Origin of the sequence: Mycobacterium senriense (assembly GCF_019668465.1) — a bacterium.
GTDB classification, from domain to species: Bacteria; Actinomycetota; Actinomycetes; order Mycobacteriales; family Mycobacteriaceae; genus Mycobacterium; species Mycobacterium senriense.
The window spans coordinates 3,409,473-3,431,118 of the sequence record NZ_AP024828.1; the positions used below are offsets into that span (position 1 = coordinate 3,409,473).

Here is a 21,646-nt window from a genome sequence, read left to right on the forward strand (position 1 = left end):
CCGGCGCAAAATTCTCGTCGATTCGAGATCTTTGCCGGGCTCAATGGTATTAACTGTGATCCGGCTCACTGACTCTGCTGGTGTGGGTGACTCGACGGGGTGAGCGAGTTCGGGAAAGGCGAACGAATGACGTGGCTGGCGACTTGGTGGGGCCAAGACGACCATTTCGACTGGCTGACAGGCTATTTGCAGGCCCACGGGCTCAGCACCCCCACCCGCAGGATTCTGGCCGTGGTGGCGGCCTCGCTGGTGCTGGTGCCAGTCAACGTGTTGTACGGACCCGTCCCGATGTATCCGCGGGTGGCGCTGACGGTTTCGGTCGTGGCCGCCATCCTGGGACTGGGCATGGCGGCGCTGTGGTCGAGCGGGTGGCCCACCCGGCGCCAGTCCGTTTTCTACATCATGACCGGCGCCGTATCCATCGGCGGCGGTTGCCTGTGGCAGCCCCAGCCGCTCATCGGGTTGATGGCATGTTCGGCGATGGCGGTGACTGGTGGCTACATCGCGTTCTTCCACACGTCCAGGCTCATGGCGCTGAACTTCTGTACCGCCTGCGCGATCGCGGCCTGGCAAGCGGTGCGCCTGGCCGCTACCGGACAGGCGGTGCTGGCCTTCAGCGGTTACTTCCTGGTGCTGGAGCTCAACGTGGTCGTCCCGCTTGCCATCCAGGTTGTGGTGCGGGCACTGTGGCTCGACCTCATGCGCGCCAACCGCGACCCGCTGACCGGGCTGCTGAATCGGAGGGCCTGCGACCGGGCGATCGTCGGCCGGATGCTGGCCGGCGCCCATCACATGCACCTGGCGGTGGCCATGGTTGATCTGGACCGCTTCAAAGAGCTCAACGACACCCGCGGGCACGCCGCCGGCGACGAGGCGCTCATCGCGGTGGCGGGCACGCTGTCCACCGCATGCGGCGAGACCTCCGTCGTCGGTCGCGTCGGCGGAGAGGAATTCCTGGTCGCCGATATCGTGACGTCCGAACAGCTGCCGTGCTGGGGCCGACAGCTCTGTGACGCCGTGGCCGCGGTGAACGCGGCCGTGACCGCCAGCGTCGGAATCGCCACCCTGGCGCTGGGCAGCGTCATCTCGGAATATGCCGAGCACGCGTTTCACCAGTTGGTCGCGCACGCCGACACCGCGATGTACGAAGCCAAGCGTTGTGGGGGTAACCAGACCCGCCATCACCAGATCGCGGTCTGAGGCCGATACGTCGCGTTCTAGCCGTCTGCGGACGGGATTGTCCGCGGCCGCATCTCGTGGTGCTCTACGGCCGCGGCGGCCGCGATGAAGTCACGTGCCGAGCGAGACAACGGTCGACTGGAATTCCAAATCATGCCTACATCGCGGTAGGCGTCGGCGTCGGCCAGCCGCAGCACACGAACTCCCGGCGCATACTCGCTGCCGTCGATCGGCACCAGGCTGATGCCCAGCCCGGCGGCGACCAGGCCCGCGACCGTCGTGAGATTCGGCGCTTCCAAGCCGGTCCGGGGCCGAAATTGCGCTGCAGCACAAAGCTCGTCGAGCAATCGACGCATGCCGAATTCGAGGTGCATGGTCACGAAGGGCTCGTCAGCCAGATCGATCACGGACACCGCCGCAACGCCTGAAAACCGGTGAGCATCCGGGACGGCGACACCAAGTCGTTGGCGAAACAGGCTGCGCCAGGCCAGACTTCGTTTACGCGGCCGTGGTGACACCACTCCGATGTCGACGACGCCGGACTCCACGCGATCGCCGATCAATTCAGCGGCCCCCTCCTCGAGGGTGAAAGTCACTCGCGGCGACGATTCCCCGAATCTGGCGATTAAACGCGGCACCACGGTTGCCCCAAACGAACTCAGGAAGGCCAACCGGATCTCGCTGACGGCCGGATTCGTCAAATCATCGATCGCGCGCCTGGCTGAATCGAGCTCCAACTGGGCCCGCCGCGCGTGCTCGTAGAAGATCCGGCCGTAGGTGTTAAGGGCCAGCCTTCTGCCGCGGCGATCGAACAGCGGCACCCCCACTTGCTGTTCGAGGCGCGCCAGCATCCGGGTCAGCGTCGGCTGTGCGACATGAAGTTGCTCGGCTGCCGACGTGACGTGCTGCAGCTCCGCGAGTGTGATGAACCACTCGTAATCGCCGTGGGCCAATCCCGCCACCTCTGCTTATGTGTTTGATGCATCATAGACCGGGAAATAATTCATTTCCTTTCAGACGGCGGGGCCCGAAGCATCATTGCTATGCCTCAGGCCGTCGTCGCGCATCAAGCGGGAACCAAGGGATACCGGCGAGTGACAGCAGCGCTGTACGGCGCCGGTCTGGCCAGTTTCGCCGCGATGTACTGCACGCAGGCCCTGCTGCCGGCTTTGTCGGGGAGTTACCGAATCACCCCCGCCACCGCGTCGTTGACCGTCTCGCTGACGACGGGGATGTTGGCGCTGTCGATCATTCCGGCGAGTGTGCTGTCCGAGCGGTACGGGCGCATCACCGTGATGCTCGCCTCGGGGATAGCGTCCAGCGTCATCGGGATGCTGCTGCCGTTGAGCCCCACCCTCGGCGTGCTGCTCGCGGGACGCGCGCTGCACGGCGTCGCCCTCGCGGGCATACCCGCGGTCGCCATGGCTTTCCTCGCCGAAGAGGTGCACGCCTCCTCGCTCGGTTCGGCGATGGGCCGCTACGTCGCCGGGACCACGGTGGGAGGGCTGGCCGGGCGGATCGTGCCGTCGCTGGTCGTCGACGTCAGCAATTGGCGGGTCGCGCTGCTGGCGTGCTCAGCCACGACATTGGTCGGCACGGCCGTATTCGCCCTTCTGGTGCCCGGGTCGCAATTCTTCACCCCGAAGGCGGCGAGCCTGCGTGACACGGCGCGCAACCTTGCCGCGCATGTGCGAAACCCCTTGTTGCTGAAGCTGTTTGCGTTGGGTTCGGTGCTGATGGGGGGATTCGTCACGGTTTACAACTACCTGGAATACCGACTGACCGACCACCCCTTCGGACTGGCATCCTCGGTCGTCGGCCTGCTGTTTGTGCTGTACCTCGTGGGCACCTGGACGTCGGTCGTGGCGGGGCGGCTCGCAGACCGCCGGGGACGCTGGCTCGTGCTTGGCACTGCGTTGCCGATCACCGTGACCGGCCTGCTGCTCACCGTCCCGGATGCACTGGTCCTGATCGTGATCGGTGTCGGCGTGTTCACCGGTGGATTCTTCGCCGCGCACACCGTTGCCAGCGGCTGGGTGGGCGCGGTCGCGCACCGGGACCGCGCCGAGGCGTCCGCGCTGTACCTGTTCAGTTACTACCTAGGCGGGTCGGTGGGCGGTGCTATGGGCGGCCTCGTCTATGGCGTTGGCGGCTGGCCGGCGACGGTGTGGTTTGCGGGCGGGCTGCTGGTGGCCGGCTTGCTGCTCGTCGCACTATTGGTGCGGGAGAACGGATCCCGCGACGATAGCGTCGCCGGGTCGATGGCCGCGGCTCAGTGACCCACCCGCTGCGCTAGCCCCGGAATCAGCCGGGAGGCGTCCCGACGCACACACCGCCGGCGCACGCACCCGCGCCGCCCGGCCCGGCGGAGGCACCGGCACCCGGCACGCCCGCGCTGGCCCCACCGGGTCCGGCGCCGGCGCCGGATCCGCCCGGACCGGCGGTGGTGGCGCCGCCCGGTCCTACGGCGGGTCCGCCGCCCGGACCGCCGGGTGCCGGTGCCGCCGGCGCTGTGGTCGTGACGCTCGCCGGCGTCGTGACGGTGGTGGTGACGGTTGAGGTACTGGGGCTCTTGTTGTTGTTGCTCGAGCATCCCGCGGACAACGAACTCAGGGCAATCGCCGCGGCGACTCCTGCGGCGAGCGAAACACGGCGGGCAGTTCCACTACCGGTCATGTCAAAGCCAATCTCTGAGGGGTCAAGTTCTTTGTCGCTGTACCCATTTCGGCTCGAGATCAATCATCGGCCAGCGCGTCGACCGGTGACGCCAGCCGGGTGGGACGCTCGTGCCCGCGCAGGGTCACGGTGTCGCCCAAAGACCAACGCGCCCGCTCGTTTTCACTTGCACGCTCGATCGCGTCGGCCGTTGCGAGCATTCGGCTCGGGTACGACTTGGCCAGCTCGCACAGTCGTGCCGCCTCGTTGACCGGTTCACCGATCACCGTGTACTCGAAACGTTCCCTGGCGCCGACGTTTCCGGCGACGGCTTGACCCGCCGCCACACCGATGCCGGCCGAGAGCTCGGACATTTCATTGGCCAGTCGGTCGGTAATGCAGCGGGCGGCGGCCAGCGCCTCGTCCTCCGGAGAATCGAGATGGTTCGGCGCACCGAAGATGGCCAGGGACGCATCGCCTTCGAACTTGTTGACCAGTCCGCGGTGGCGGTCCACTTCCTCGACGACGATGGCGAAGAACTGGTTGAGCACTTTGACGACTTCGGCCGGGGGCTTGTTGGTCACCAACTGCGTGGACCCGACGATGTCGATGAAGACGACGGCCACATGGCGTTCCTCGCCGCCCAGCTTCGGCATCTCGCGTTCGGCCGCCAGAGCCACCTCGCGGCCGACATGGCGGCCGAAAAGATCGCGCACCCGTTCGCGCTCCCGCAGGCCGTCGACCATGGCGTTGAAACCGCGCTGCAGCTCGCCGAGTTCGGTGCCGTCGAATACCACCAAATCGCCGCGCAGGTCGCCCCTCTCGACTCGCTGCAGCGCCGCCCGCACGACTCGCACCGGCGTCGCGGTCAGCCAGGCCAGGATCCACATCAGGGTGCAGCCGAAAATCAGCGCCGCCGACGACACGATCAGCACACCGACCGCGAACTGGGTCTCGGTGAGATTGTTCAGCCATATCTCGAACAGCGCCAGGAGCGCGATGCCGATGACGGGAACGCCCGAACCGAGAAACCACACCGTCATCGTTCGGCCCATGATCCCCGACGCCAGCCGCCGCGGCGGCGGACCCGCCTCGAGCGCCTGAGCCGCCACCGGACGCAGCGCGAACTCGGCGAGCAGATAACTGCCGGTGGCCACTAGAACGCCGCAGAAGCTCACCCCGACCAGGAAACGGGGGATGAACATCGTGTTGACCAGGCCGTAGAGGACGGAATAAAGCACCGCTCCGGTTCCCCACAAGACGAGGTCGACCACCGCGATTCGCCACGGGGCGATGAACGTGTTGCGTTCATCCTCGGCAGTCGGGGTGCGCTCCTCGATCGCCCAGCGCAACGCCAGGACGGTCCTGCGGGTGATCCAAAAGGTGCCCACCGTCAGCGCCAGGACGATGTAGGCCGGTGAAACCCCGAAGGTGAGCCACGCCGGCGCGTCGTCGAAGATGCTTGGTACCGGGATGGCGACGATTACCAGGATCAGCCCGGCGGCGATCCCGATCAGGTTCGCCCCCAGGACCAGAACGGTCATGATGATCTGGATGCGTATCCGGCGCCGGCCCTGGCTTTCCGATACCCGGCCGAGCAGCAGGGAGCCGTACGCCGGCGTCGCCGGCAGACGGCCGCTCTGACGGGTGATCCGCTCGAGCACCCGGCCTATTCGCTGTGCCACGGACTGGTGGGCCGACATGGTGGCGTCAGCCTAATTTGTCGGCCACGCTCTAAGGTGAATCGGGTGCGTCTAGTGATCGCTCAATGCACCGTTGACTATGTCGGCAGGCTCACCGCGCACCTGCCCTCCGCCCGCAGGTTGCTGCTGATCAAGGCCGATGGATCGGTCAGTGTGCATGCCGACGACCGCGCTTACAAGCCGCTGAACTGGATGAGCCCGCCGTGCTGGCTGACCGAGGAGCCCGGTGATGAGTCCCCGGTGTGGGTGGTCGAGAACAAGGCCGGCGAACAGCTGCGCATCACCGTCGAGGAGATCGAACACGACTCCAGCCACGAGCTCGGCGTCGATCCCGGGCTGGTCAAGGACGGCGTCGAGGCGCACCTGCAGGCACTGCTCGCCGAGCACGTGCAGCTGCTGGGTGAGGGATACACACTGGTTCGCCGCGAGTACATGACCGCCATCGGGCCCGTCGACCTGCTCTGCCGTGACGAACGAGGTGGTTCGGTGGCGGTGGAGATCAAGCGCCGCGGCGAGATCGACGGCGTCGAACAGCTCACCCGGTACCTGGAGCTGCTCAACCGCGACACCGTGCTCGCGCCGGTGAAAGGTGTGTTCGCCGCGCAACAGATCAAACCGCAGGCCCGCACGCTGGCTATCGATCGCGGGATCCGTTGTCTGACATTGGATTACGACAAGATGCGCGGGATGGACAGCGACGAATACCGGCTGTTCTGACGCTGCGCCACTAAACTGATCGCATGGCTCGGCGCCGTATCCCGCCACGCCGGCGGCGGCCGTTGGCGCCGCCGCCGGCACTGCGCCGGGTGGAGCTCGGGCCCGATGGTCACGAGTATGAAGTCCGTCCCGTCCCGGCGGCCCGCGCGGCCAAGACCTATCGGTGCCCCGGCTGCGACCACGAAATTCGTTCCGGCTCGGCACATCTGGTGGTGTGGCCGATCGATTCGACGCTCGCGTCAGGCCGCGGTCAGATCGAGGACCGCAGGCACTGGCACACGCCGTGCTGGGCGCACCGCGCTACTCGCGGTCCAACCAGGAAGTGGTCGTGAATTACCGGTCTCAGGCGGCCGGTTCGACGAGTTCGATCAGAACTCCGCCGCCGTCCTTGGGGTGGATGAAGTTGATCCGGGAGTTTGCCGTGCCGCGACGGGGCGCGTCGTAGATCAGGCGCACGCCCTGCTCGCGAAGCTGCCCGACCAAGGTGTCGAGGTCACTCACCCGAACGGCCATCTGCTGGATGCCCGGACCGCGCTTGTCGAGGAACTTCGCGATCGTCGAGGACTCGTCGATCGGGGCCATCAACTGGATCTGTGCGGTGCCCGCCGGAGCGCCGCGCACGGCCAGCATGGCTTCGCGGATTCCCTGCTCCTCGTTGACTTCCTCGTGCACCAGGATCATGCCGAGGGTGTCGTGGTACCAGGCGATGGCGGCGTCCAGGTCGGCGACTGCGATGCCGACGTGATCGATCGCCGTCACCAGTGAGGTGGCCAGGATCTGACGGGCGTCAACTTGATCGGTCGTCATCACATAACGGTAACCTGGCGGCAAAGATTGCGCTTCCCCGGGAGGCCGAACCGGCCGTCGGCGCAGGGTTAGGAGATTGTCATGACGACGTCGGTGATCGTTGCTGGAGCACGGACCCCCATCGGCAAGTTGATGGGTTCGCTGAAGGACTTTTCGGCCAGCGACCTGGGGGCCATCGCGATCGCGGCGGCGCTGGAAAAGGCCAATGTGCCCGCCGCCGCGGTCGACTACGTGATCATGGGCCAGGTGCTGACCGCCGGGGCCGGCCAGATGCCGGCGCGTCAGGCGGCCGTCGCGGCCGGCATCGGCTGGGATGTTCCGGCGCTGACCATCAACAAGATGTGTCTGTCCGGCATTGACTCCATCGCGCTGGCTGACCAGCTCATTCGCGCCGGGGAGTTCGACGTGGTGGTGGCCGGCGGCCAGGAGTCCATGACCAAGGCGCCGCACCTGCTGATGGACAGCCGCTCGGGCTACAAGTACGGCGACGTGACCGTGCTGGACCACATGGCCTACGACGGCCTGCACGACGTGTTCACCGACCAGCCGATGGGCGCGCTCACCGAGCAGCGCAACGATGTCGACAAATTCACCAGGCAAGAGCAGGACGAGTTCGCTGCCCGGTCCCACCAGAAGGCGGCCGCGGCCTGGAAGGACGGCGTTTTCACCGACGAAGTGGTGCCGGTCAACATCCCGCAGCGCAAAGGTGATCCGCTGCAGTTCACCGAGGACGAGGGCATCCGGGCCAACACCACCGCCGAGTCGCTGGCCGGCCTCAAGCCGGCATTCCGCCGCGACGGCACCATCACCGCCGGTTCGGCCTCCCAGATCTCCGATGGCGCGGCCGCCGTCGTGGTGATGAGCAAGGCCAAGGCCCAGGAGATGGGGCTGAGCTGGCTGGCCGAGATCGGCGCGCACGGCGTGGTGGCCGGACCGGACTCCACCCTGCAGTCGCAGCCGGCGAACGCGATCAAGAAGGCGCTCGGCCGTGAGGGCATCTCCGTCGACCAGCTCGACGTCATCGAGATCAACGAGGCGTTTTCCGCGGTGGCCCTGGCGTCGACCCGCGAATTGGGCGTGAACCCCGACCTGGTCAACGTCAACGGCGGCGCGATCGCCGTCGGGCACCCCATCGGGATGTCCGGGGCGCGGATCACGCTGCATGCCGCGCTGGAGTTGTCACGACGCGGCTCCGGGTACGCCGTGGCGGCGCTGTGCGGGGCCGGCGGACAGGGCGACGCCCTGATCCTGCGCGCGGGTTAGCCACCCTTCGGGGCCGTCGCCGACGTTGCTGGCGCGACGCGCCGATAGCGAATTGTGATCTTCGTCATATTTGCCGATCACGGCCCTTTTTCGGTGCGCTTTTTCGCCGGGTGGAGTCGCCGTCTGAGTGCCGCCGCGACCGGGTGGATGGGTAGCCCATCCGCATGACAAACTTGACGGCGTGACACGTCCGCGACCTTCTATCGGCCCCGCCCTGGCTGGTGCGGTCGATCTCTCCGCTCTCAAGCAGCGGCCCCAGCCCGCGGGCCCTTCCGGAGGGCCCGCGCCGTCGGCGGCCGAGGGTGACGCCGGAATCATCGCGGTCACCGAGGCCAACTTCGAGGCCGAGGTGCTGTTGCGGTCCGAGGAAGTGCCCGTCGTCGTGCTGTTGTGGTCACCGCGTAGCGACGCGTGTGTCCAGTTGCTCGACACGTTCGCCGGCCTGGCCGCCCAGGACAACGGCAAGTGGTCGTTGACGACGGTCAACGTCGATGTCGCACCCAGGGTCGCGCAGATCTTCCGTGTCGACGCGGTCCCGACCGTGGTGGCGCTGGCCGCCGGTCAGCCGATATCGAGTTTCCAGGGGATGCAGCCGGCCGAGCAGTTGCGCGGCTGGTTGGATCAGATCCTCTCGGCGACGGCCGGAAAGCTCAAGGGTGCAACGGGTTCCGGCGAGCCCGAGGAGGTCGATCCCGTGCTGGCCGCGGCCCGCCGACAGCTGGAAGACGGCGACTTCGAGGCGGCCAAGGCGTCGTACCAGTCGATCCTGGACGCCAACCCTGCCAACGCGGAAGCCAAGGGCGCGATTCGCCAGATCGAATTCCTCACGCGCGCAACCGCGCAACGCCCGGATGCCGTCGCCGTCGCCGACGCCGCGCCCGGTGACATCCAAGCCGGCTTGGCGGCGGCCGACGTGCAGATTCTCAATCAGGATGTCGGCGCCGCCTTCGATCGCCTGATTGCCTTGGTGCGCAGCACATCCGGGGACGACCGCACTTTGGTGCGCACCCGGCTGGTCGAGCTCTTCGAACTTTTCGATCCGGCCGATCCCGAGGTCGTCGCCGGACGGCGCAACCTCGCCAACGCGCTGTACTGACCCGGCGTTACTCGGGCTCGAGCCACAGCGCCGACGTGGGCGGCAGCACCAGCATCGCCGATGCCGGCCGGCCGTGCCACGGGTCCTCGGTGGCATCCACCCCGCCCATGTTGCCGATCCCCGAACCGTTGTAGGAGGTCGCGTCGGTGTTGAGCACCTCGCGCCAGCGGCCGGCCGATGGCAGACCGAGTCGGTATCCGCCGTGCTCGGCGCCGGCGAAGTTGAACACGCACGCCATCACCGAGCCGTCCTTGCCGTAGCGCAGGAAGCTCAACACGTTATTGCCCGAGTCGTTGGCGTCGATCCAGGAGTAGCCGTCGGGGACGGTGTCCTGGCTCCATAGCGCCGGATGGCTGCGATAGATGTCGTTGATGTCGCGGACCAAGCGCAGGACCCCGTTGGAGAACCCCTGCTCGTCGAGCTGCCACCAATCCAGCCCGCGTTCCTCGGACCACTCCGCGCGCTGCCCGAATTCCTGTCCCATGAACAGCAATTGCTTGCCCGGGTGCGCCCACTGGTAGGCGAGCAGGCTGCGCAGCCCGGCCGCCTTGACATGATTGTTGCCCGGCATCCGGCCCCACAGCGTGCCCTTGCCGTGCACCACCTCGTCATGGCTGATCGGCAGCACGTAGTTCTCGCTGAACGCGTAGAGCATCGAGAACGTCATCTCGTGGTGGTGAAAGCTGCGGTAGATCGGATCGCGGCTGATGTAGTCAAGCGTGTCGTGCATCCAGCCCATGTTCCACTTCATCGAAAAGCCCAGGCCGCCAAGGTTGGTCGGCCGCGTCACCCCGGGCCACGAGGTCGACTCTTCGGCGATTGTGACGATTCCCGGGGCGGTCTTGTGCACCGTCGCGTTCATCTCCTGCAGGAACTGCACAGCCTCCAGGTTCTCCCGGCCGCCGTAGATGTTGGGGGTCCAGCCACCTTCGGGGCGCGAGTAATCCAGGTAGAGCATCGAGGCAACCGCGTCGACCCGTAGGCCGTCGATGTGGAATTCTTCGAGCCAGAACAGGGCGTTGGCCACTAAAAAGTTACGCACCTCACGGCGACCGAAGTCGAAAACATAGGTACCCCAGTCGAGTTGCTCGCCGCGCTGCGGGTCGGAATGCTCGTAGAGCGGGGTGCCGTCGAAGCGGGCCAGCGCCCAGGCGTCCTTGGGGAAGTGCGCCGGAACCCAGTCCACCAGCACGCCGATGCCGGCCTGGTGCAAGGCGTCGACCAGGGCGCGGAACTCGTCCGGCGTGCCGAACCGGGACGTCGGCGCGTAGTACGACGTCACCTGGTAGCCCCACGAGCCGGCGAAGGGGTGCTCGGCGACCGGCAGCAGCTCGACGTGGGTGAAGCCGTGTTCCACCACATAATCAGTCAGTTCACGGGCCAACTGCCGATAGTTGAGCCCGGGACGCCAGGAACCCAGGTGAACCTCATAGGTGCTCATCGGCTCGAACACCGGGTTGCGCTGCGCGCGTTCGGTCATCCAGTCGGCGTCTTCCCAGGTGTACGTGCTGAGCGTGACCCGCGACGCGGTGTGCGGCGGCACCTCGGTGGCGAACGCCATCGGGTCGGCCCGCTCGGTCACGACGTCGTCGGCGCCATGCACGCGGAACTTGTACAGCCCGTCGAGGGGGAAGCCGGGCCAGAACAGCTCCCAGACACCCGATGAGCCCAGGGCCCGCATCGGGGCTTCGCTACCGGTCCAGCCGTTGAACTCACCGATCAGGTTGATGCCCTTGGCGTTTGGCGCCCACACCGCGAACGACACGCCGGCGACCACACCGTCGGCCGTGGTGAACGAGCGGGGGTGTGCGCCAAGGACTTCCCAGAGCCGCTCGTGGCGGCCCTCCCCGAACAGGTGCAGGTCGACCTCACCCAGCGTCGGCAGGAAGCGGTATGCGTCGGCGACGACGTACGGCTCGGCGCCCTCGTAGGTGATCTGCAGCCGGTAATCGATCAGATTGGCGAACGGCAACACGACGGCGAAGAGGCCGGAATCGATGTGCTGCATCGGGAAGCTGTCGTCACCGACCAGCGCGACGACTTCGGCCGCGTGTGGTCGGTACGCCCGAATGACGGTGTGATCGCCGTATTCGTGGGCGCCCAGAATGCTGTGCGGGTTGTGGTGGGTGCCAGCGATCAGGCGCGACAGGTCGGCCGGATCGGGCGCCAAGTGTGTCCGAGCGAGTTGGCCGGCTTGGCTCATGTCCCTTTCACCTCCGGTCCGTTTCATTGCCTGCGGAGCAGTGTCATTCGTGATTCATGCGGTATGAGTGGCATATTGATGATGTGCGCGACCGCCCGCCCGGGGTCGAGCCGGACGTAATTGGCCTGGCCCCATTGGAATTCCTGGCCGGTGATCTCGTCACGCACCCAAAAGCGCTCGTATGGCTCCATACCCAAAGCGGCCATATCTAAAAACAGCGTCGCCTCCTCAGCGCCGAACGCGTTGAGCGTCACCACCACCAGCACGCAATCGCCGGTCGCCGGGTCGAACTTGCTGTAGGCCATCAGTGCATCGTTGTCGATGGCGTGGAAATGTATGGTTCGCAGCTGCTCCAGCGCGGGATGCAGCCGGCGAATTGCGTTGAGCTGCGTGATGAATGGCTCGAGCGAACGGCCTTCGGCGAGCGCACCCGCGAAATCGCGGGGCCGCAGCTCGTACTTCTCCGAGTCCAGGTACTCCTCGCTGCCCTCCCGCACCGCGCGGTGCTCGAACAGTTCGTAGCCCGAATACACGCCCCACGCCGGCCCCATGGTTGCCGCCAGCACCGCGCGGATGGCGAACATTCCGGGGCCGTTGTGCTGCAGGATCGCGTGCAGGATGTCGGGGGTGTTGACGAACAGGTTGGGCCGGCGGAAGTCGGCCAGCTTGGCGATGTCGTTGCCGAACTCGGTCAGCTCCCACTTCGCGGTGCGCCAGGTGAAGTAGCTGTAGGACTGGGTGAAGCCGAGTTTGGCCAGCCCGTACTGCCGGGCCGGCGGCGTGAACGCCTCGGACAAGAACAGCACGTCGGGGTCGATGGCCTTCACCTGAGCGATCAGCCAGGCCCAGAAATCCGGCGGCTTGGTATGCGGATTGTCGACGCGAAAGAACTTGACGCCGTGGTCCATCCAGTGCCGGACCACCCGAAGCACCTCGTCGTAGAGGCCGGCCGGGTCGTTGTCGAAATTGATTGGATAGATGTCCTGGTATTTCTTCGGCGGGTTTTCCGCGTAAGCGATGGTGCCGTCGGGCAATTCGGTGAACCAGTTGCGATGGTCGCGCGCCCATGGATGGTCCGGCGCGCACTGCAGTGCCAGGTCCAGCGCCACCTCCATGCCCAGCTCGCGCGTCGCCGCGACGAAGGCGTCGAAGTCGTCGATGGTGCCCAGTTGCGGGTGGATGGCGTCATGGCCGCCCTCGTCGCTGCCGATCGCCCAGGGGGACCCCACATCTCCGGGGGCGGCGGTGGGGGAGTTGTTGCGGCCCTTGCGATGTACCTTGCCGATCGGGTGGATCGGCGGCAGGTACACGACGTCGAATCCCATTGCCGCGATGCGCGGAAGCTGGGCGGCGGCCGTCGCGAAGGTGCCGTGCACGGGGTTGCCCTCGGCGTCCCATCCGCCGGTCGAGCGGGGAAACATCTCGTACCAGGAGCCGAACCGGGCCAGTGGCCGGTCCACCCAGACGCCGTACTGCTCACCCCGGGTGACCAGGTCGCGCAACGGGTAGTCGGCCAGGATTTCCTCAATCTCCGGGCTCAGTGCCAGTGCGGTCCGGGTGACCGGGTCGCCGGGCTCGCGCAACGCGGTGGCGGCGGCCAGCAGCGGTTCGCGCAGTGCGCGCGGCACGCCCGTCGCCGCGCGCTCGAAGAGCCCCGCACCGACCAGAAGATCGTTGGACAGCTCGGTCTCGCCCTGGCCGGCGTCCAGTTTGGCGACCACCCCATGGCGCCACGAATGGATCGGGTCGCCCCAGCCGTCGACCCGGAATGTCCACAACCCGACCTGATCGGGGGTGAACTGACCGTGGAAAACGTAGGGCTCCAGGCCCATCGTCATCGGCAACTGCATCGGTTTGATCCGTTGCTGGTCCACCTTGCCGTCGCGTTCGGTCACCGGCTTTGCCGGGGCCTGAACCGCCTTGACGCGGCGGGTCTCGGTCGGCTGCGGATAGCCGGGCCCGAGGTAGCGCACGACTAGCGTCGCCGCGACCGCCTCGTGGCCTTCCCGCCATACCGCGGCACTGACCGGCACAACTTCGCCGACTACGGCTTTCGCGGGATACGCGCCACAGGATACGACCGGCTGGACGTCATCGATCTCGACACGACCGGGCACCACCACTCCGTTCCGATTGTGTGCGGTCGATCCCGCGGTGTGCTCCGTGCGGAATCCCGCTCGTCGGGAAACTTCCTGTCGTGGGGAAACTTTCTGTGCGGGGAGGCATCATTGCGACCCCGATAACTACCCGATACCCACCCTAGTCTTCGGTCACACACCGCCGGAGAAATGCGGCCCGTCCCGCCGCAGTGCGCGGGCCGGGAACCTCAGTAAGGTAGGAACGCGTGAAAGCCCTCCGCCGGTTTACCGTCCGTGCTCACCTTCCGGAGCGTCTGACCGCGCTGGACCAGCTGTCGACCAACCTGCGTTGGTCGTGGGACGAACCCACCCAGGAGCTTTTCGCGACCATCGACCCCGAGCTCTGGGAACGGTGCGGCAGCGATCCGGTGGCGTTGCTGGGCGCGGTGAAACCGGCGCGGCTCGACGAGCTGGCGATGGATGAGGCCTTCCTGGACCGGCTCGACACGCTGACCGCCGATCTGAACGATTACCTGAGCCGCCCGTTGTGGTACCAGCAGAGGCAGGAGCAGGGCGCCGAAATGCCGGCCGCGATCGCCTACTTCTCGATGGAGTTCGGCATCGCCGAAGTGTTGCCCAACTACTCCGGTGGCTTGGGAATCCTGGCCGGCGACCACCTGAAGTCCGCATCGGATCTGGGCGTGCCGCTGGTGGCGGTGGGGCTCTACTACCGGTCGGGCTACTTCCGTCAGTCACTTACCGCCGATGGCTGGCAGAACGAGACCTACCCGTCGCTGGACCCGCAGGGTCTGCCGTTGCGGCTGTTGACCGATGCGACCGGCGAGCCCGCCCTGGTCGAGTTGATGCTGCCCGACTCCGCGCAGCTGCACGCCCGGATCTGGGTCGCGCAGGTGGGCCGGGTTCCGCTGTTGTTGCTGGATTCCGACGTCCCGGAGAACGAGCACGATCTGCGTGGCGTCACTGACCGCCTGTACGGGGGCGACCAGGAACACCGGATGAGGCAGGAAATCCTGGCCGGCATCGGCGGGATAAGGGCGATCCGTGCTTTCACCGACATCCACGGCCTGCCCGCACCCGAGGTGTTCCACATGAACGAGGGCCACGCGGGTTTCCTCGGAGCGGAACGCATCCGCGAGCTGATGACCGGTCCGGGATTGGACTTCGACACGGCGCTGACCGTGGTGCGCTCCAGCACGGTGTTCACCACCCACACCCCGGTGCCGGCCGGCATCGACCGGTTTCCCATCGAGATGGTGCGGCTGTATTTCGACGACCACGCCGGCGATCAGACGGGGCCCGGCGAGAAGGCCGCGACATCCGATGGCACGCCCGTGTTGCTGCCGGGGGTGCCGACGGCCCGCATCCTGGCCCTCGGCGCCGAGGACGACCCCACCAAGTTCAACATGGCGCACATGGGGCTGCGGCTCGCCCAGCGGGCCAACGGTGTGTCGTCGCTGCACGGCCGGGTCAGCCGGTCGATGTTCAACGAACTGTGGCCCGGCTTCGACGCGAATGAGGTGCCGATCGGCTCGATTACCAACGGAGTTCACGCGCGCACGTGGGCGGCCCCGCAATGGCTGCAGCTGGGTCGTGAGCTGGCCGGGTCGGATTCGTTCAGCGATCCGGGGGTTTGGCTGCGCCTCAAGCAGGTCGACGCGGGCCACCTGTGGTGGATCCGCTCGCAGCTGAGGTCCCTGCTCGTGGACGACGTCCGGCGGCGGCTACGCCGCTCCTGGCTGGAACGGGGCGCCTCGGACGCCGAATTGGGTTGGATCGCAACGGCATTCGATCCAGAGGTGCTGACCATCGGGTTCGCTCGGCGGGTGCCGACCTACAAGCGCCTGACGCTGATGCTGCGTGATCCGGATCGGCTGGAACAGCTGCTGCTCGACTCGGAACGGCCGATCCAGTTGATCGTCGCCGGCAAGTCGCACCCGGCCGACGACGGGGGCAAGGCGCTGATCCAGCAGGTGGTGCGTTTTGCCGACCGGCCCGAAGTGCGCCACCGCATCGCGTTCCTGCCCGACTACGACATGTCCATGGCGCGGCTGCTGTACTGGGGCTGCGACGTCTGGCTGAACAACCCGCTGCGACCGTTGGAGGCTTGCGGCACTTCGGGAATGAAGAGTGCACTCAACGGCGGGCTGAACCTGTCCATCCGCGACGGCTGGTGGGACGAATGGTACGACGGCGAAAACGGTTGGGAGATACCGTCTGCCGACGGCCTGGCCGACGAGCACCGGCGCGACGACCTGGAGTCCAGCGGGCTCTACACCCTGCTGGAAGAGGCCGTGGCGCCGAAGTTCTACGAACGCGACGAACACGGCGTGCCGCCGCGCTGGATCGAAATGGTGCGCCACACGGTGCAGACGCTGGGTCCCAAAGTGTTGGCGTCACGCATGGTGCGCGACTACGTCGAGCAGTACTACACGCCCGCCGCGCAGTCGCTGCGCAAGACGATCGCACCCGCCGACGACGCGGCGGGCGCCGGCGAGTTCGGCGCGGCCCGTGAGCTGGCCGCCTACCGCCGGCGCGCCCAGCAGGCCTGGCCCAAGATCGTCATCACCGACGTGGACAGCACCGGCCTGCCAGACAGCCCCGTGCTCGGCTCCAAGCTGACCCTGACCGCGACCGTGCAGCTGGCCGGCCTGGCGCCCGACGAGGTCACCGTTCAGGCGGTGGTGGGCCGCGTCGACTCCAGCGATGCGCTGCTGGAGCCGATCACCGTCGAGATGTCCTACACCGGCACCGCCGAGGGCGGCAACCAGGTCTTCTCGACGACGACCCCGCTGCCGCTGGCGGGATCGGTCGGCTACACCGTGCGCGTGCTGCCGCACAACCCGATGCTGGCGGCCAGCAATGAGCTCGGCCTGGTCACGCTGGCCTAAGTGCTCGACAACGATCCAAAGCGGATGAAGCGCTGTCAACCTAATGTATTGGACTCGCGCGCAATAGCTTTCGCGGCAAGCCGCGGCCGCTCTGTTCGACGGCTTTGAGGGCAACGTGAGGTATCTAGTGGTGCCGGCCGGACCGTTGCCGTGCTCAGCCGCGGATCGGGCGCCGGTTGGTAATTTTCACAACAGTAATTAGTAGGTTTTCGAACCCACCACGGGCGGTTGAGCGACAATTGCGACGCGGTCAGAGTCGCAACAGCCTCACAGTGAAGGTGCGCCATGACGCACAGAATTGCTGTCACAGCCCGGACTCCCCCGAGGCGCGCAGTCGAGCGCGCGACGACGAATGGGGATGGCCGAGCCGGCAGAGTCGTCGATCCAGACACCGGCTTGGGCCGCAGACGTCTCCGGACGGGCCGGCCCCCCGCCCCGCTCACTCGACGCCGACAACCCTCCCCGACGGCGGTGCTGCTGGTCGCGGCTTTCGGCGCCTTTCTCGCATTCCTCGACTCCACGATCGTCAACATCGCCTTCCCGGCCATCCAGCGGTACTTCCACAGCAGCGACATCAGCAGCCTGTCGTGGGTGCCGCGGATCATGGAGGTGGTCGGTGGCTGACGTTGCGGTGGTTACCGACAGCACTTGCTGCCTACCGAATGCGCTCATCGAGAGCTTCGACATCACGGTGTTGTCGCAGTATTTCGACGTTGGTGGTGGCGCCTCGCCCGAGGGTGGACACGAGCTGCCTGGCCGCGGGCTGCGGGAGTCGGAGTTCGACGGTGATTTCGAAGGGTTCTTTGCGGAACTGGACGCGTCGAAGACCGTCGCGACGACGTCGCCGCCCACCATCGAGGATTTTGTTGTGGCCTATGAACGGCTGTTGCAGCAGCACAGCGCTGTCGTCTCGGTGCTGATCTCCTCGAGCCTTAATCCGACCTGCTCGATGGCTCGCGAAGCAGCCGCACGGCTGAACTCTGAGGGCCGTGGTGAGCGGGTGGTGGTGATCGACTCGGCCGGCGTGGCCGGCCACCTGGGTGTGCAGGCGCTGGCGGGCGCGCGGGCGGCCGCTGCGGGGGAAGACACCTCGGGGGTCATCGCGGCGGTGCGCCGGGCGCGCCAGGAGGTCAGGCAGTGGTTCGTTGTCGACACGCTTGAGTATCTGAGGCGCGGCGGCCGGATTGGCGGAGCCGCCGCATGGCTCGGATCGGCGCTCGATCTCAAGCCGATCTTGATGATCGAATCGGAACTCAAGGCCGTTGAACGCGTGCGCACCCGCAGGCGTGCTATCGAGCGGTTGGTCGAGCTGATGCGACAGCGCCGCGCGGTAGGCGCCGACAGGTGGTTCGTCACCCACACCTATGCGCACGAGGACGCGAAGCGGCTGGCCGAGCGTCTCGCCGAACTCTTCGGCACCGAGCCGTTGTTCATCTCCGAGGTCGGACCCGTAATCGCAACACACACCGGTCCGGGGACGGTGTCGGCCGGTGGTCTTCCGGGAGCAGCGTTGGGCGGTGTGTATGGCTGACGTTGCGGTGGTTACCGACAGCACGGCCTCGCTGCCGCCTGCGCTCGCGGACAGCCTGGACATCACGCTGGTTTCGCTCTATTACGACCTCGGCGGCGGTTGGCTGCGCGAGTCGGAGTTCGATGGGGATTTCGGCAGATTCTTTGCCGAACTCGACGCATCGAAAAGCGTTGCGAAGACGTCGCCCCCGAGCGTCGAGGATTTCGTCGCCGTCTTTGAGCGGCTGCTGCAGCAGCACAGCGCCGTCGTCGCGGTCCTGATCTCCTCGGGTCTTTCGGAGACTTGCTCGATGACTCGACAGGCAGCCGCACGGCTGGAATCTGAGGGCCGCGGTGGCGAGCGGGTGGTGGTGATCGACTCGGCCGGTGCGGCCGGCCAATTGGGTCTTCAGGCGATCGCGGGCGCGCGGGCGGCCGCCGCGGGGGAAGACGCGACCGGGGTCACCGCGGCGACGCGCCGGGCACGCCAGGAAGTCCGGCAGTGGGTCGTTCTCGACACGCTTGAATATCTGCGCCGCGGCGGGCGGATCGGCGGCGCCGCCGCATGGCTCGGATCAGCGCTCGACCTCAAGCCGATATTGATGATCGAATCACAGTTCAGGGCCGTCGAACGCGTGCGCACGCGCAAGCGCGCCATCGAGCGGTTGATCGAGTTGATGCGACAGCGGCGCGGGGTGGGCGCCGATCGATGGTTCATCCAGCACGCGGATGCGCTCGAAGACGCCAAGAGGTTGGCCGAGCGCCTCGCCGAAATCTTGGGCACAGAGCCGGAGTTCATCTCGGAGCTCAGCCCGGTACTCGCAACGCACACCGGTCCGGGGACGCTGGTGGCCGGAGGTCTTTCCGGCACGGCGTTGGGGGGTACGTATGGCTGACGTCGCAGTAGTTACCGACAGCACAGCCTGTCTGCCGGATGCGCTCGTCGACAGCCTGGGCATCACGGTGTTGCCGCTGTATTACGACGTCGGTGGCGGCTGGGTGCTCGAGTCCGAGTTCGATGGTGACTTCAGACGGTTCTATGCGCAACTGGACGCATCGAAGAGCGTCGCGACGACGTCGCCGCCTACCGTCGAGGATTTCGTGGGGGTCTTTGGTCGGCTGCTGCAGCAGGAGAGCGCCGTAGTCGCGGTACTGCTCTCCTCTCACTTTTCCGAGACCTGCTCCATCGCTCGGCAGGCAGCCGCACGGCTGGGGTCCGAGGGCCGCGGTGGCGACCGGGTGGCGGTGATCGACTCGGCCGGCACGGCTGGCCACATGGGTGTTCAGGCAGTAGCGGCCGCGCGGGCGGCCGCTGCGGGGGAAGACGCCTCGGGGGTGACCGCGGCGGCGCGCCGGGCGCGCCAGGAGGTCATGCAGTGGTTCGTCCTCGACACGCTTGAGTATCTGAGGCGCAGCGGCCGGATCGGTGGCGCGGCCGCATGGATAGGATCGGCGCTCGACCTCAAGCCGATCTTGATGGTCGGGTCGGAGTTCACGGCTGTCGAACGCGTGCGCACGCGCAGGCGGGCAATCGAGCGGTTGGTCGAGCTGATGCGGCAGCGCCGCGCGGTGGGCGCCGATCGATGGTTCGTCCAACACACGGATGCGCACGAGGACGCGAAGCGGCTGGCCGAGCGTCTCGCCGAGCTGTTCGGCATCGAGCCGGAGTTCATCTCAGAGCTCGGACCGGTATGCGCAAGGCAAGTCGGTCCGGGGTTGTTGTCGGACGGAGGTCTTTCCGGCACGGCGCTAGAGGGTACATATGGCTGACGTCGCAGTGGTTACCGATAGCACCTGCTCGCTGCCGCGGGCGCTCGTCGAGAGCTTGGACATCACGGTGGTGTCGCTGTATTACGACATCACTGGTGCCGAGTCGCCCACCGGCGGTCACGAGTTGCCTGGCCGGGGGGAGCGCGAGTCGGACTTCGACGGCGATTGGGCACGGTTCTTTGCCGAACTGGACGCGTCGAAGAGTGTGGCGACCACGTCGCCGCCCACCGTCGAGGATTTCGTCGCGGCCTACGAACGGCTGTTGCATCAGCACAGCGCCGTCGTCGCGGTCCTGCTCGGCACGAACCTGTCCCCGACCTTCTCGTTTGGTCAGCAGGCGGCCGCAGAAGTGGACAGCGATCGGGTGACGGTGGTCGACTCGGCCGGCACGGCCGGGCACCTGGGTGTTCAGGCACTGGCGGCGGCGCGGGCGGCCGCCGCGGGCTGTGACGCCCCGGCGGTGGCCGCGGCAGCGCGCCGGGCGCGCCAGGAGGTCAGGCAATGGGTGCTTGTCGACACGCTCGAGTATCTGCGACGCGGCGGCCGGGTCGGTACCGCGGCCGCATGGATCGGCTCTGCCCTCGACCTCAAGCCGATCTTGATGATCGAGTCAGAGATGAAGGCCGTCGAGCGCGTGCGCACGTTCAAGCGCGGGGTCGAGCGGTTGGTTGAGCTGATGCGACAGCGCCGCGCGGTGGGTGCCGATCGATGGTTCGTCCAACACGCCTATGCGCACGAGGACGCCCGCCGGCTGGCAGAGCGTCTCGCCGGGCTGTTCGGCACTGAGCCGGAGTTCATCTCCGAGGTCGGGCCGGTACTCGCAACTCATACCGGTCCGGGCATGGTGACGGTCGGCGGTCTTCCCGGCACGGCGTTGGAGGGTGCGTATGGCTGATGTCGCGGTGGTTACCGACAGCACCGGCTACCTGCCGCGTGCGCTCGTCGACAAGTTCGAAATCACGGTTGTCTCACAGTATTACGACGTCGGTGGCGGCCCGCTGCGCGAGTTGGACTTCGACGGTGATTTCGCACGGTTCTACGCCGCACTGGACGCGTCGAAGACCGTCGCGACGACTTCGCCGCCAACTGTCGAGGATTTCGCGGTGGTCTTTGAACGGTTGCTGCAGCAGCACACTGCAGTCGTTGCGGTCCTGATCTCCTCGGGCGTTTCCGACACTTGCTCCATGGCCCGACAGGCGGCTGCCCAGTTGGAAGCTGCGGGCGGTGACGAGCGGATCACGGTGATCGACTCGGCCGGCTTCGGTGGACACTTGGGGCTCCAGGCGATGGCGGCCGCGCGCGCCGCGTTGTGCGGAGCCGACCCGCAGGGCGTCATCGAGCGCGTACGTCAAGCGCGCCAAGAGATTAAAGGCTGGGCTCTGGTGGACACGCTCGAGTACCTCCGCCGAAGCAACAGGGTGGGCGCTGTGGCCGCATGGGTCGGATCGGCGCTCGACCTCAAACCGATCCTGACGATCGAATCAGAGCTCAAGGCCGGCGAGCGCGTGCGCACGCGTAGGCGCGGGATCGAGCGGCTGATCGAACTGATGCGCCAGCACCGCGCGGCGGGCGCCGACCGGTGGTTCCTGCAACAGGCGTATGCGCACGATGATGCGAAACAGCTGGCCGAACGTCTCGCCGAACTGCTCGGCACCGAGCCGGAATTCGTCACGGACGTCGGACCGGTAGTCGCAACGCACATCGGACCGGGCACGCTGGTGGTCGGCGGACTTCCAGGGGCGGCTTTGAGGTAACCG

Annotated in this window: 18 protein-coding genes and 1 pseudogene; 13 read left to right on the forward strand and 6 right to left on the reverse strand. The window is 66.9% G+C overall.

Going from position 1 to position 21,646, the window contains the following annotated elements; all coding sequences use genetic code 11:
- Positions 1–126: 126 nt before the first annotated feature.
- On the forward strand, positions 127–1,200 hold the full coding sequence (locus MTY59_RS16395; RefSeq protein WP_221042081.1) for a GGDEF domain-containing protein: 1,074 nt from the start codon (positions 127–129) through the stop codon (positions 1,198–1,200).
- A 17-nt stretch (positions 1,201–1,217) separates the two neighbouring features.
- Here the strand turns inward: MTY59_RS16395 and MTY59_RS16400 are convergent, their stop codons facing one another.
- Positions 1,218–2,132 (reverse strand): LysR family transcriptional regulator, encoded by a 915-nt coding sequence (locus MTY59_RS16400; RefSeq protein ID WP_221042082.1) that lies wholly within the window; start codon positions 2,130–2,132, stop codon positions 1,218–1,220.
- A gap of 90 nt (positions 2,133–2,222) precedes the next feature.
- On the opposite strand from MTY59_RS16400, the gene MTY59_RS16405 reads away from it, so the two are divergent.
- Positions 2,223–3,458 (forward strand): MFS transporter, encoded by a 1,236-nt coding sequence (locus MTY59_RS16405; RefSeq protein WP_250160578.1) that lies wholly within the window; start codon positions 2,223–2,225, stop codon positions 3,456–3,458.
- A gap of 25 nt (positions 3,459–3,483) precedes the next feature.
- Here MTY59_RS16405 and MTY59_RS16410 read toward each other — a convergent pair whose 3' ends face one another.
- Positions 3,484–3,855, reverse strand: coding sequence for a hypothetical protein (locus MTY59_RS16410; RefSeq protein WP_221042083.1), 372 nt, complete (start codon positions 3,853–3,855; stop codon positions 3,484–3,486).
- A gap of 59 nt (positions 3,856–3,914) precedes the next feature.
- On the reverse strand, positions 3,915–5,537 hold the full coding sequence (locus tag MTY59_RS16415; RefSeq protein WP_221042084.1) for an adenylate/guanylate cyclase domain-containing protein: 1,623 nt from the start codon (positions 5,535–5,537) through the stop codon (positions 3,915–3,917).
- Between the two features lie 45 nt (positions 5,538–5,582).
- Here MTY59_RS16415 and nucS point away from each other — a divergent pair, with 45 nt between their 5' ends.
- Entirely contained in the window at positions 5,583–6,254 is a 672-nt protein-coding gene (gene nucS / locus MTY59_RS16420) for an endonuclease NucS (protein ID WP_221042085.1), read from the forward strand.
- Positions 6,255–6,277: 23 nt separating this feature from the next.
- Positions 6,278–6,586: a hypothetical protein gene (locus tag MTY59_RS16425; RefSeq protein ID WP_221042086.1), complete on the forward strand. Its 309-nt coding sequence runs from the start codon at positions 6,278–6,280 to the stop codon at positions 6,584–6,586.
- 10 nt (positions 6,587–6,596) lie between these two features.
- Here MTY59_RS16425 and mce read toward each other — a convergent pair whose 3' ends face one another.
- Complete coding sequence (mce, locus tag MTY59_RS16430; protein WP_221042087.1) at positions 6,597–7,064, reverse strand: methylmalonyl-CoA epimerase; 468 nt, start codon at positions 7,062–7,064, stop codon at positions 6,597–6,599.
- A 78-nt stretch (positions 7,065–7,142) separates the two neighbouring features.
- On the opposite strand from mce, the gene MTY59_RS16435 reads away from it, so the two are divergent.
- Positions 7,143–8,324 carry an acetyl-CoA C-acetyltransferase gene (locus MTY59_RS16435; RefSeq protein ID WP_221042088.1) on the forward strand — a complete coding sequence of 394 codons (1,182 nt, stop codon included), beginning with the start codon at positions 7,143–7,145 and terminating at the stop codon, positions 8,322–8,324.
- 181 nt (positions 8,325–8,505) lie between these two features.
- Entirely contained in the window at positions 8,506–9,420 is a 915-nt protein-coding gene (locus tag MTY59_RS16440; RefSeq protein WP_221042089.1) for a thioredoxin family protein, read from the forward strand.
- Positions 9,421–9,427: 7 nt separating this feature from the next.
- On the opposite strand, the gene glgB is transcribed toward MTY59_RS16440, so the two are convergent.
- Both glgB and MTY59_RS16450 read right to left on the reverse strand, forming a co-directional pair.
- Positions 9,428–11,623: a 1,4-alpha-glucan branching protein GlgB gene (glgB, locus tag MTY59_RS16445; protein ID WP_221042090.1), complete on the reverse strand. Its 2,196-nt coding sequence runs from the start codon at positions 11,621–11,623 to the stop codon at positions 9,428–9,430.
- Between the two features lie 23 nt (positions 11,624–11,646).
- On the reverse strand, positions 11,647–13,740 hold the full coding sequence (locus MTY59_RS16450; protein ID WP_221042091.1) for an alpha-1,4-glucan--maltose-1-phosphate maltosyltransferase: 2,094 nt from the start codon (positions 13,738–13,740) through the stop codon (positions 11,647–11,649).
- A gap of 227 nt (positions 13,741–13,967) precedes the next feature.
- Here MTY59_RS16450 and glgP point away from each other — a divergent pair, with 227 nt between their 5' ends.
- The 7 genes and pseudogenes from glgP to MTY59_RS16485 all read left to right on the forward strand — a co-directional run bounded on the left by glgP (position 13,968) and on the right by MTY59_RS16485 (position 21,643).
- On the forward strand, positions 13,968–16,610 hold the full coding sequence (gene glgP / locus MTY59_RS16455; RefSeq protein ID WP_221042092.1) for an alpha-glucan family phosphorylase: 2,643 nt from the start codon (positions 13,968–13,970) through the stop codon (positions 16,608–16,610).
- Positions 16,611–17,006: 396 nt separating this feature from the next.
- A pseudogene (locus MTY59_RS16460) lies at positions 17,007–17,204 on the forward strand (hypothetical protein); the annotation flags it as partial.
- Between the two features lie 22 nt (positions 17,205–17,226).
- A complete protein-coding gene (locus MTY59_RS16465) occupies positions 17,227–18,141 on the forward strand; it encodes a DegV family protein (RefSeq protein ID WP_221042093.1) in 915 nt (304 codons plus the stop codon).
- A complete protein-coding gene (locus MTY59_RS16470) occupies positions 18,134–19,015 on the forward strand; it encodes a DegV family protein (RefSeq protein ID WP_221042094.1) in 882 nt (293 codons plus the stop codon). The genes MTY59_RS16465 and MTY59_RS16470 overlap by 8 nt, the downstream gene beginning before the upstream one ends.
- The gene (locus MTY59_RS16475) at positions 19,008–19,889 is read left to right on the forward strand and encodes a DegV family protein (protein WP_221042095.1); all 882 of its coding nucleotides are present in this window, start codon (positions 19,008–19,010) and stop codon (positions 19,887–19,889) included. The genes MTY59_RS16470 and MTY59_RS16475 overlap by 8 nt, the downstream gene beginning before the upstream one ends.
- Positions 19,882–20,784 carry a DegV family protein gene (locus tag MTY59_RS16480; protein ID WP_221042096.1) on the forward strand — a complete coding sequence of 301 codons (903 nt, stop codon included), beginning with the start codon at positions 19,882–19,884 and terminating at the stop codon, positions 20,782–20,784. Before MTY59_RS16475 ends, MTY59_RS16480 begins: the two co-directional genes overlap by 8 nt.
- Positions 20,777–21,643 (forward strand): DegV family protein, encoded by an 867-nt coding sequence (locus MTY59_RS16485; protein ID WP_221042097.1) that lies wholly within the window; start codon positions 20,777–20,779, stop codon positions 21,641–21,643. The genes MTY59_RS16480 and MTY59_RS16485 overlap by 8 nt, the downstream gene beginning before the upstream one ends.
- Positions 21,644–21,646: the final 3 nt, after the last annotated feature.

Bases quoted from the DNA above. Each gene is read 5' to 3' on its own strand.
- MTY59_RS16395 (WP_221042081.1), top strand. From the start codon at position 127: ATGACGTGGCTGGCGACTTGGTGGGGCCAAGACGACCATTTCGACTGG.
- MTY59_RS16405 (WP_250160578.1), top strand. From the start codon at position 2,223: ATGCCTCAGGCCGTCGTCGCGCATCAAGCGGGAACCAAGGGATACCGG.
- MTY59_RS16410 (WP_221042083.1), bottom strand. From the start codon at position 3,855: ATGACCGGTAGTGGAACTGCCCGCCGTGTTTCGCTCGCCGCAGGAGTC.
- MTY59_RS16415 (WP_221042084.1), bottom strand. From the start codon at position 5,537: ATGTCGGCCCACCAGTCCGTGGCACAGCGAATAGGCCGGGTGCTCGAG.
- MTY59_RS16425 (WP_221042086.1), top strand. From the start codon at position 6,278: ATGGCTCGGCGCCGTATCCCGCCACGCCGGCGGCGGCCGTTGGCGCCG.
- MTY59_RS16435 (WP_221042088.1), top strand. From the start codon at position 7,143: ATGACGACGTCGGTGATCGTTGCTGGAGCACGGACCCCCATCGGCAAG.
- glgB (WP_221042090.1), bottom strand. From the start codon at position 11,623: ATGAGCCAAGCCGGCCAACTCGCTCGGACACACTTGGCGCCCGATCCG.
- MTY59_RS16470 (WP_221042094.1), top strand. From the start codon at position 18,134: ATGGCTGACGTTGCGGTGGTTACCGACAGCACGGCCTCGCTGCCGCCT.
- MTY59_RS16475 (WP_221042095.1), top strand. From the start codon at position 19,008: ATGGCTGACGTCGCAGTAGTTACCGACAGCACAGCCTGTCTGCCGGAT.
- MTY59_RS16480 (WP_221042096.1), top strand. From the start codon at position 19,882: ATGGCTGACGTCGCAGTGGTTACCGATAGCACCTGCTCGCTGCCGCGG.
- MTY59_RS16485 (WP_221042097.1), top strand. From the start codon at position 20,777: ATGGCTGATGTCGCGGTGGTTACCGACAGCACCGGCTACCTGCCGCGT.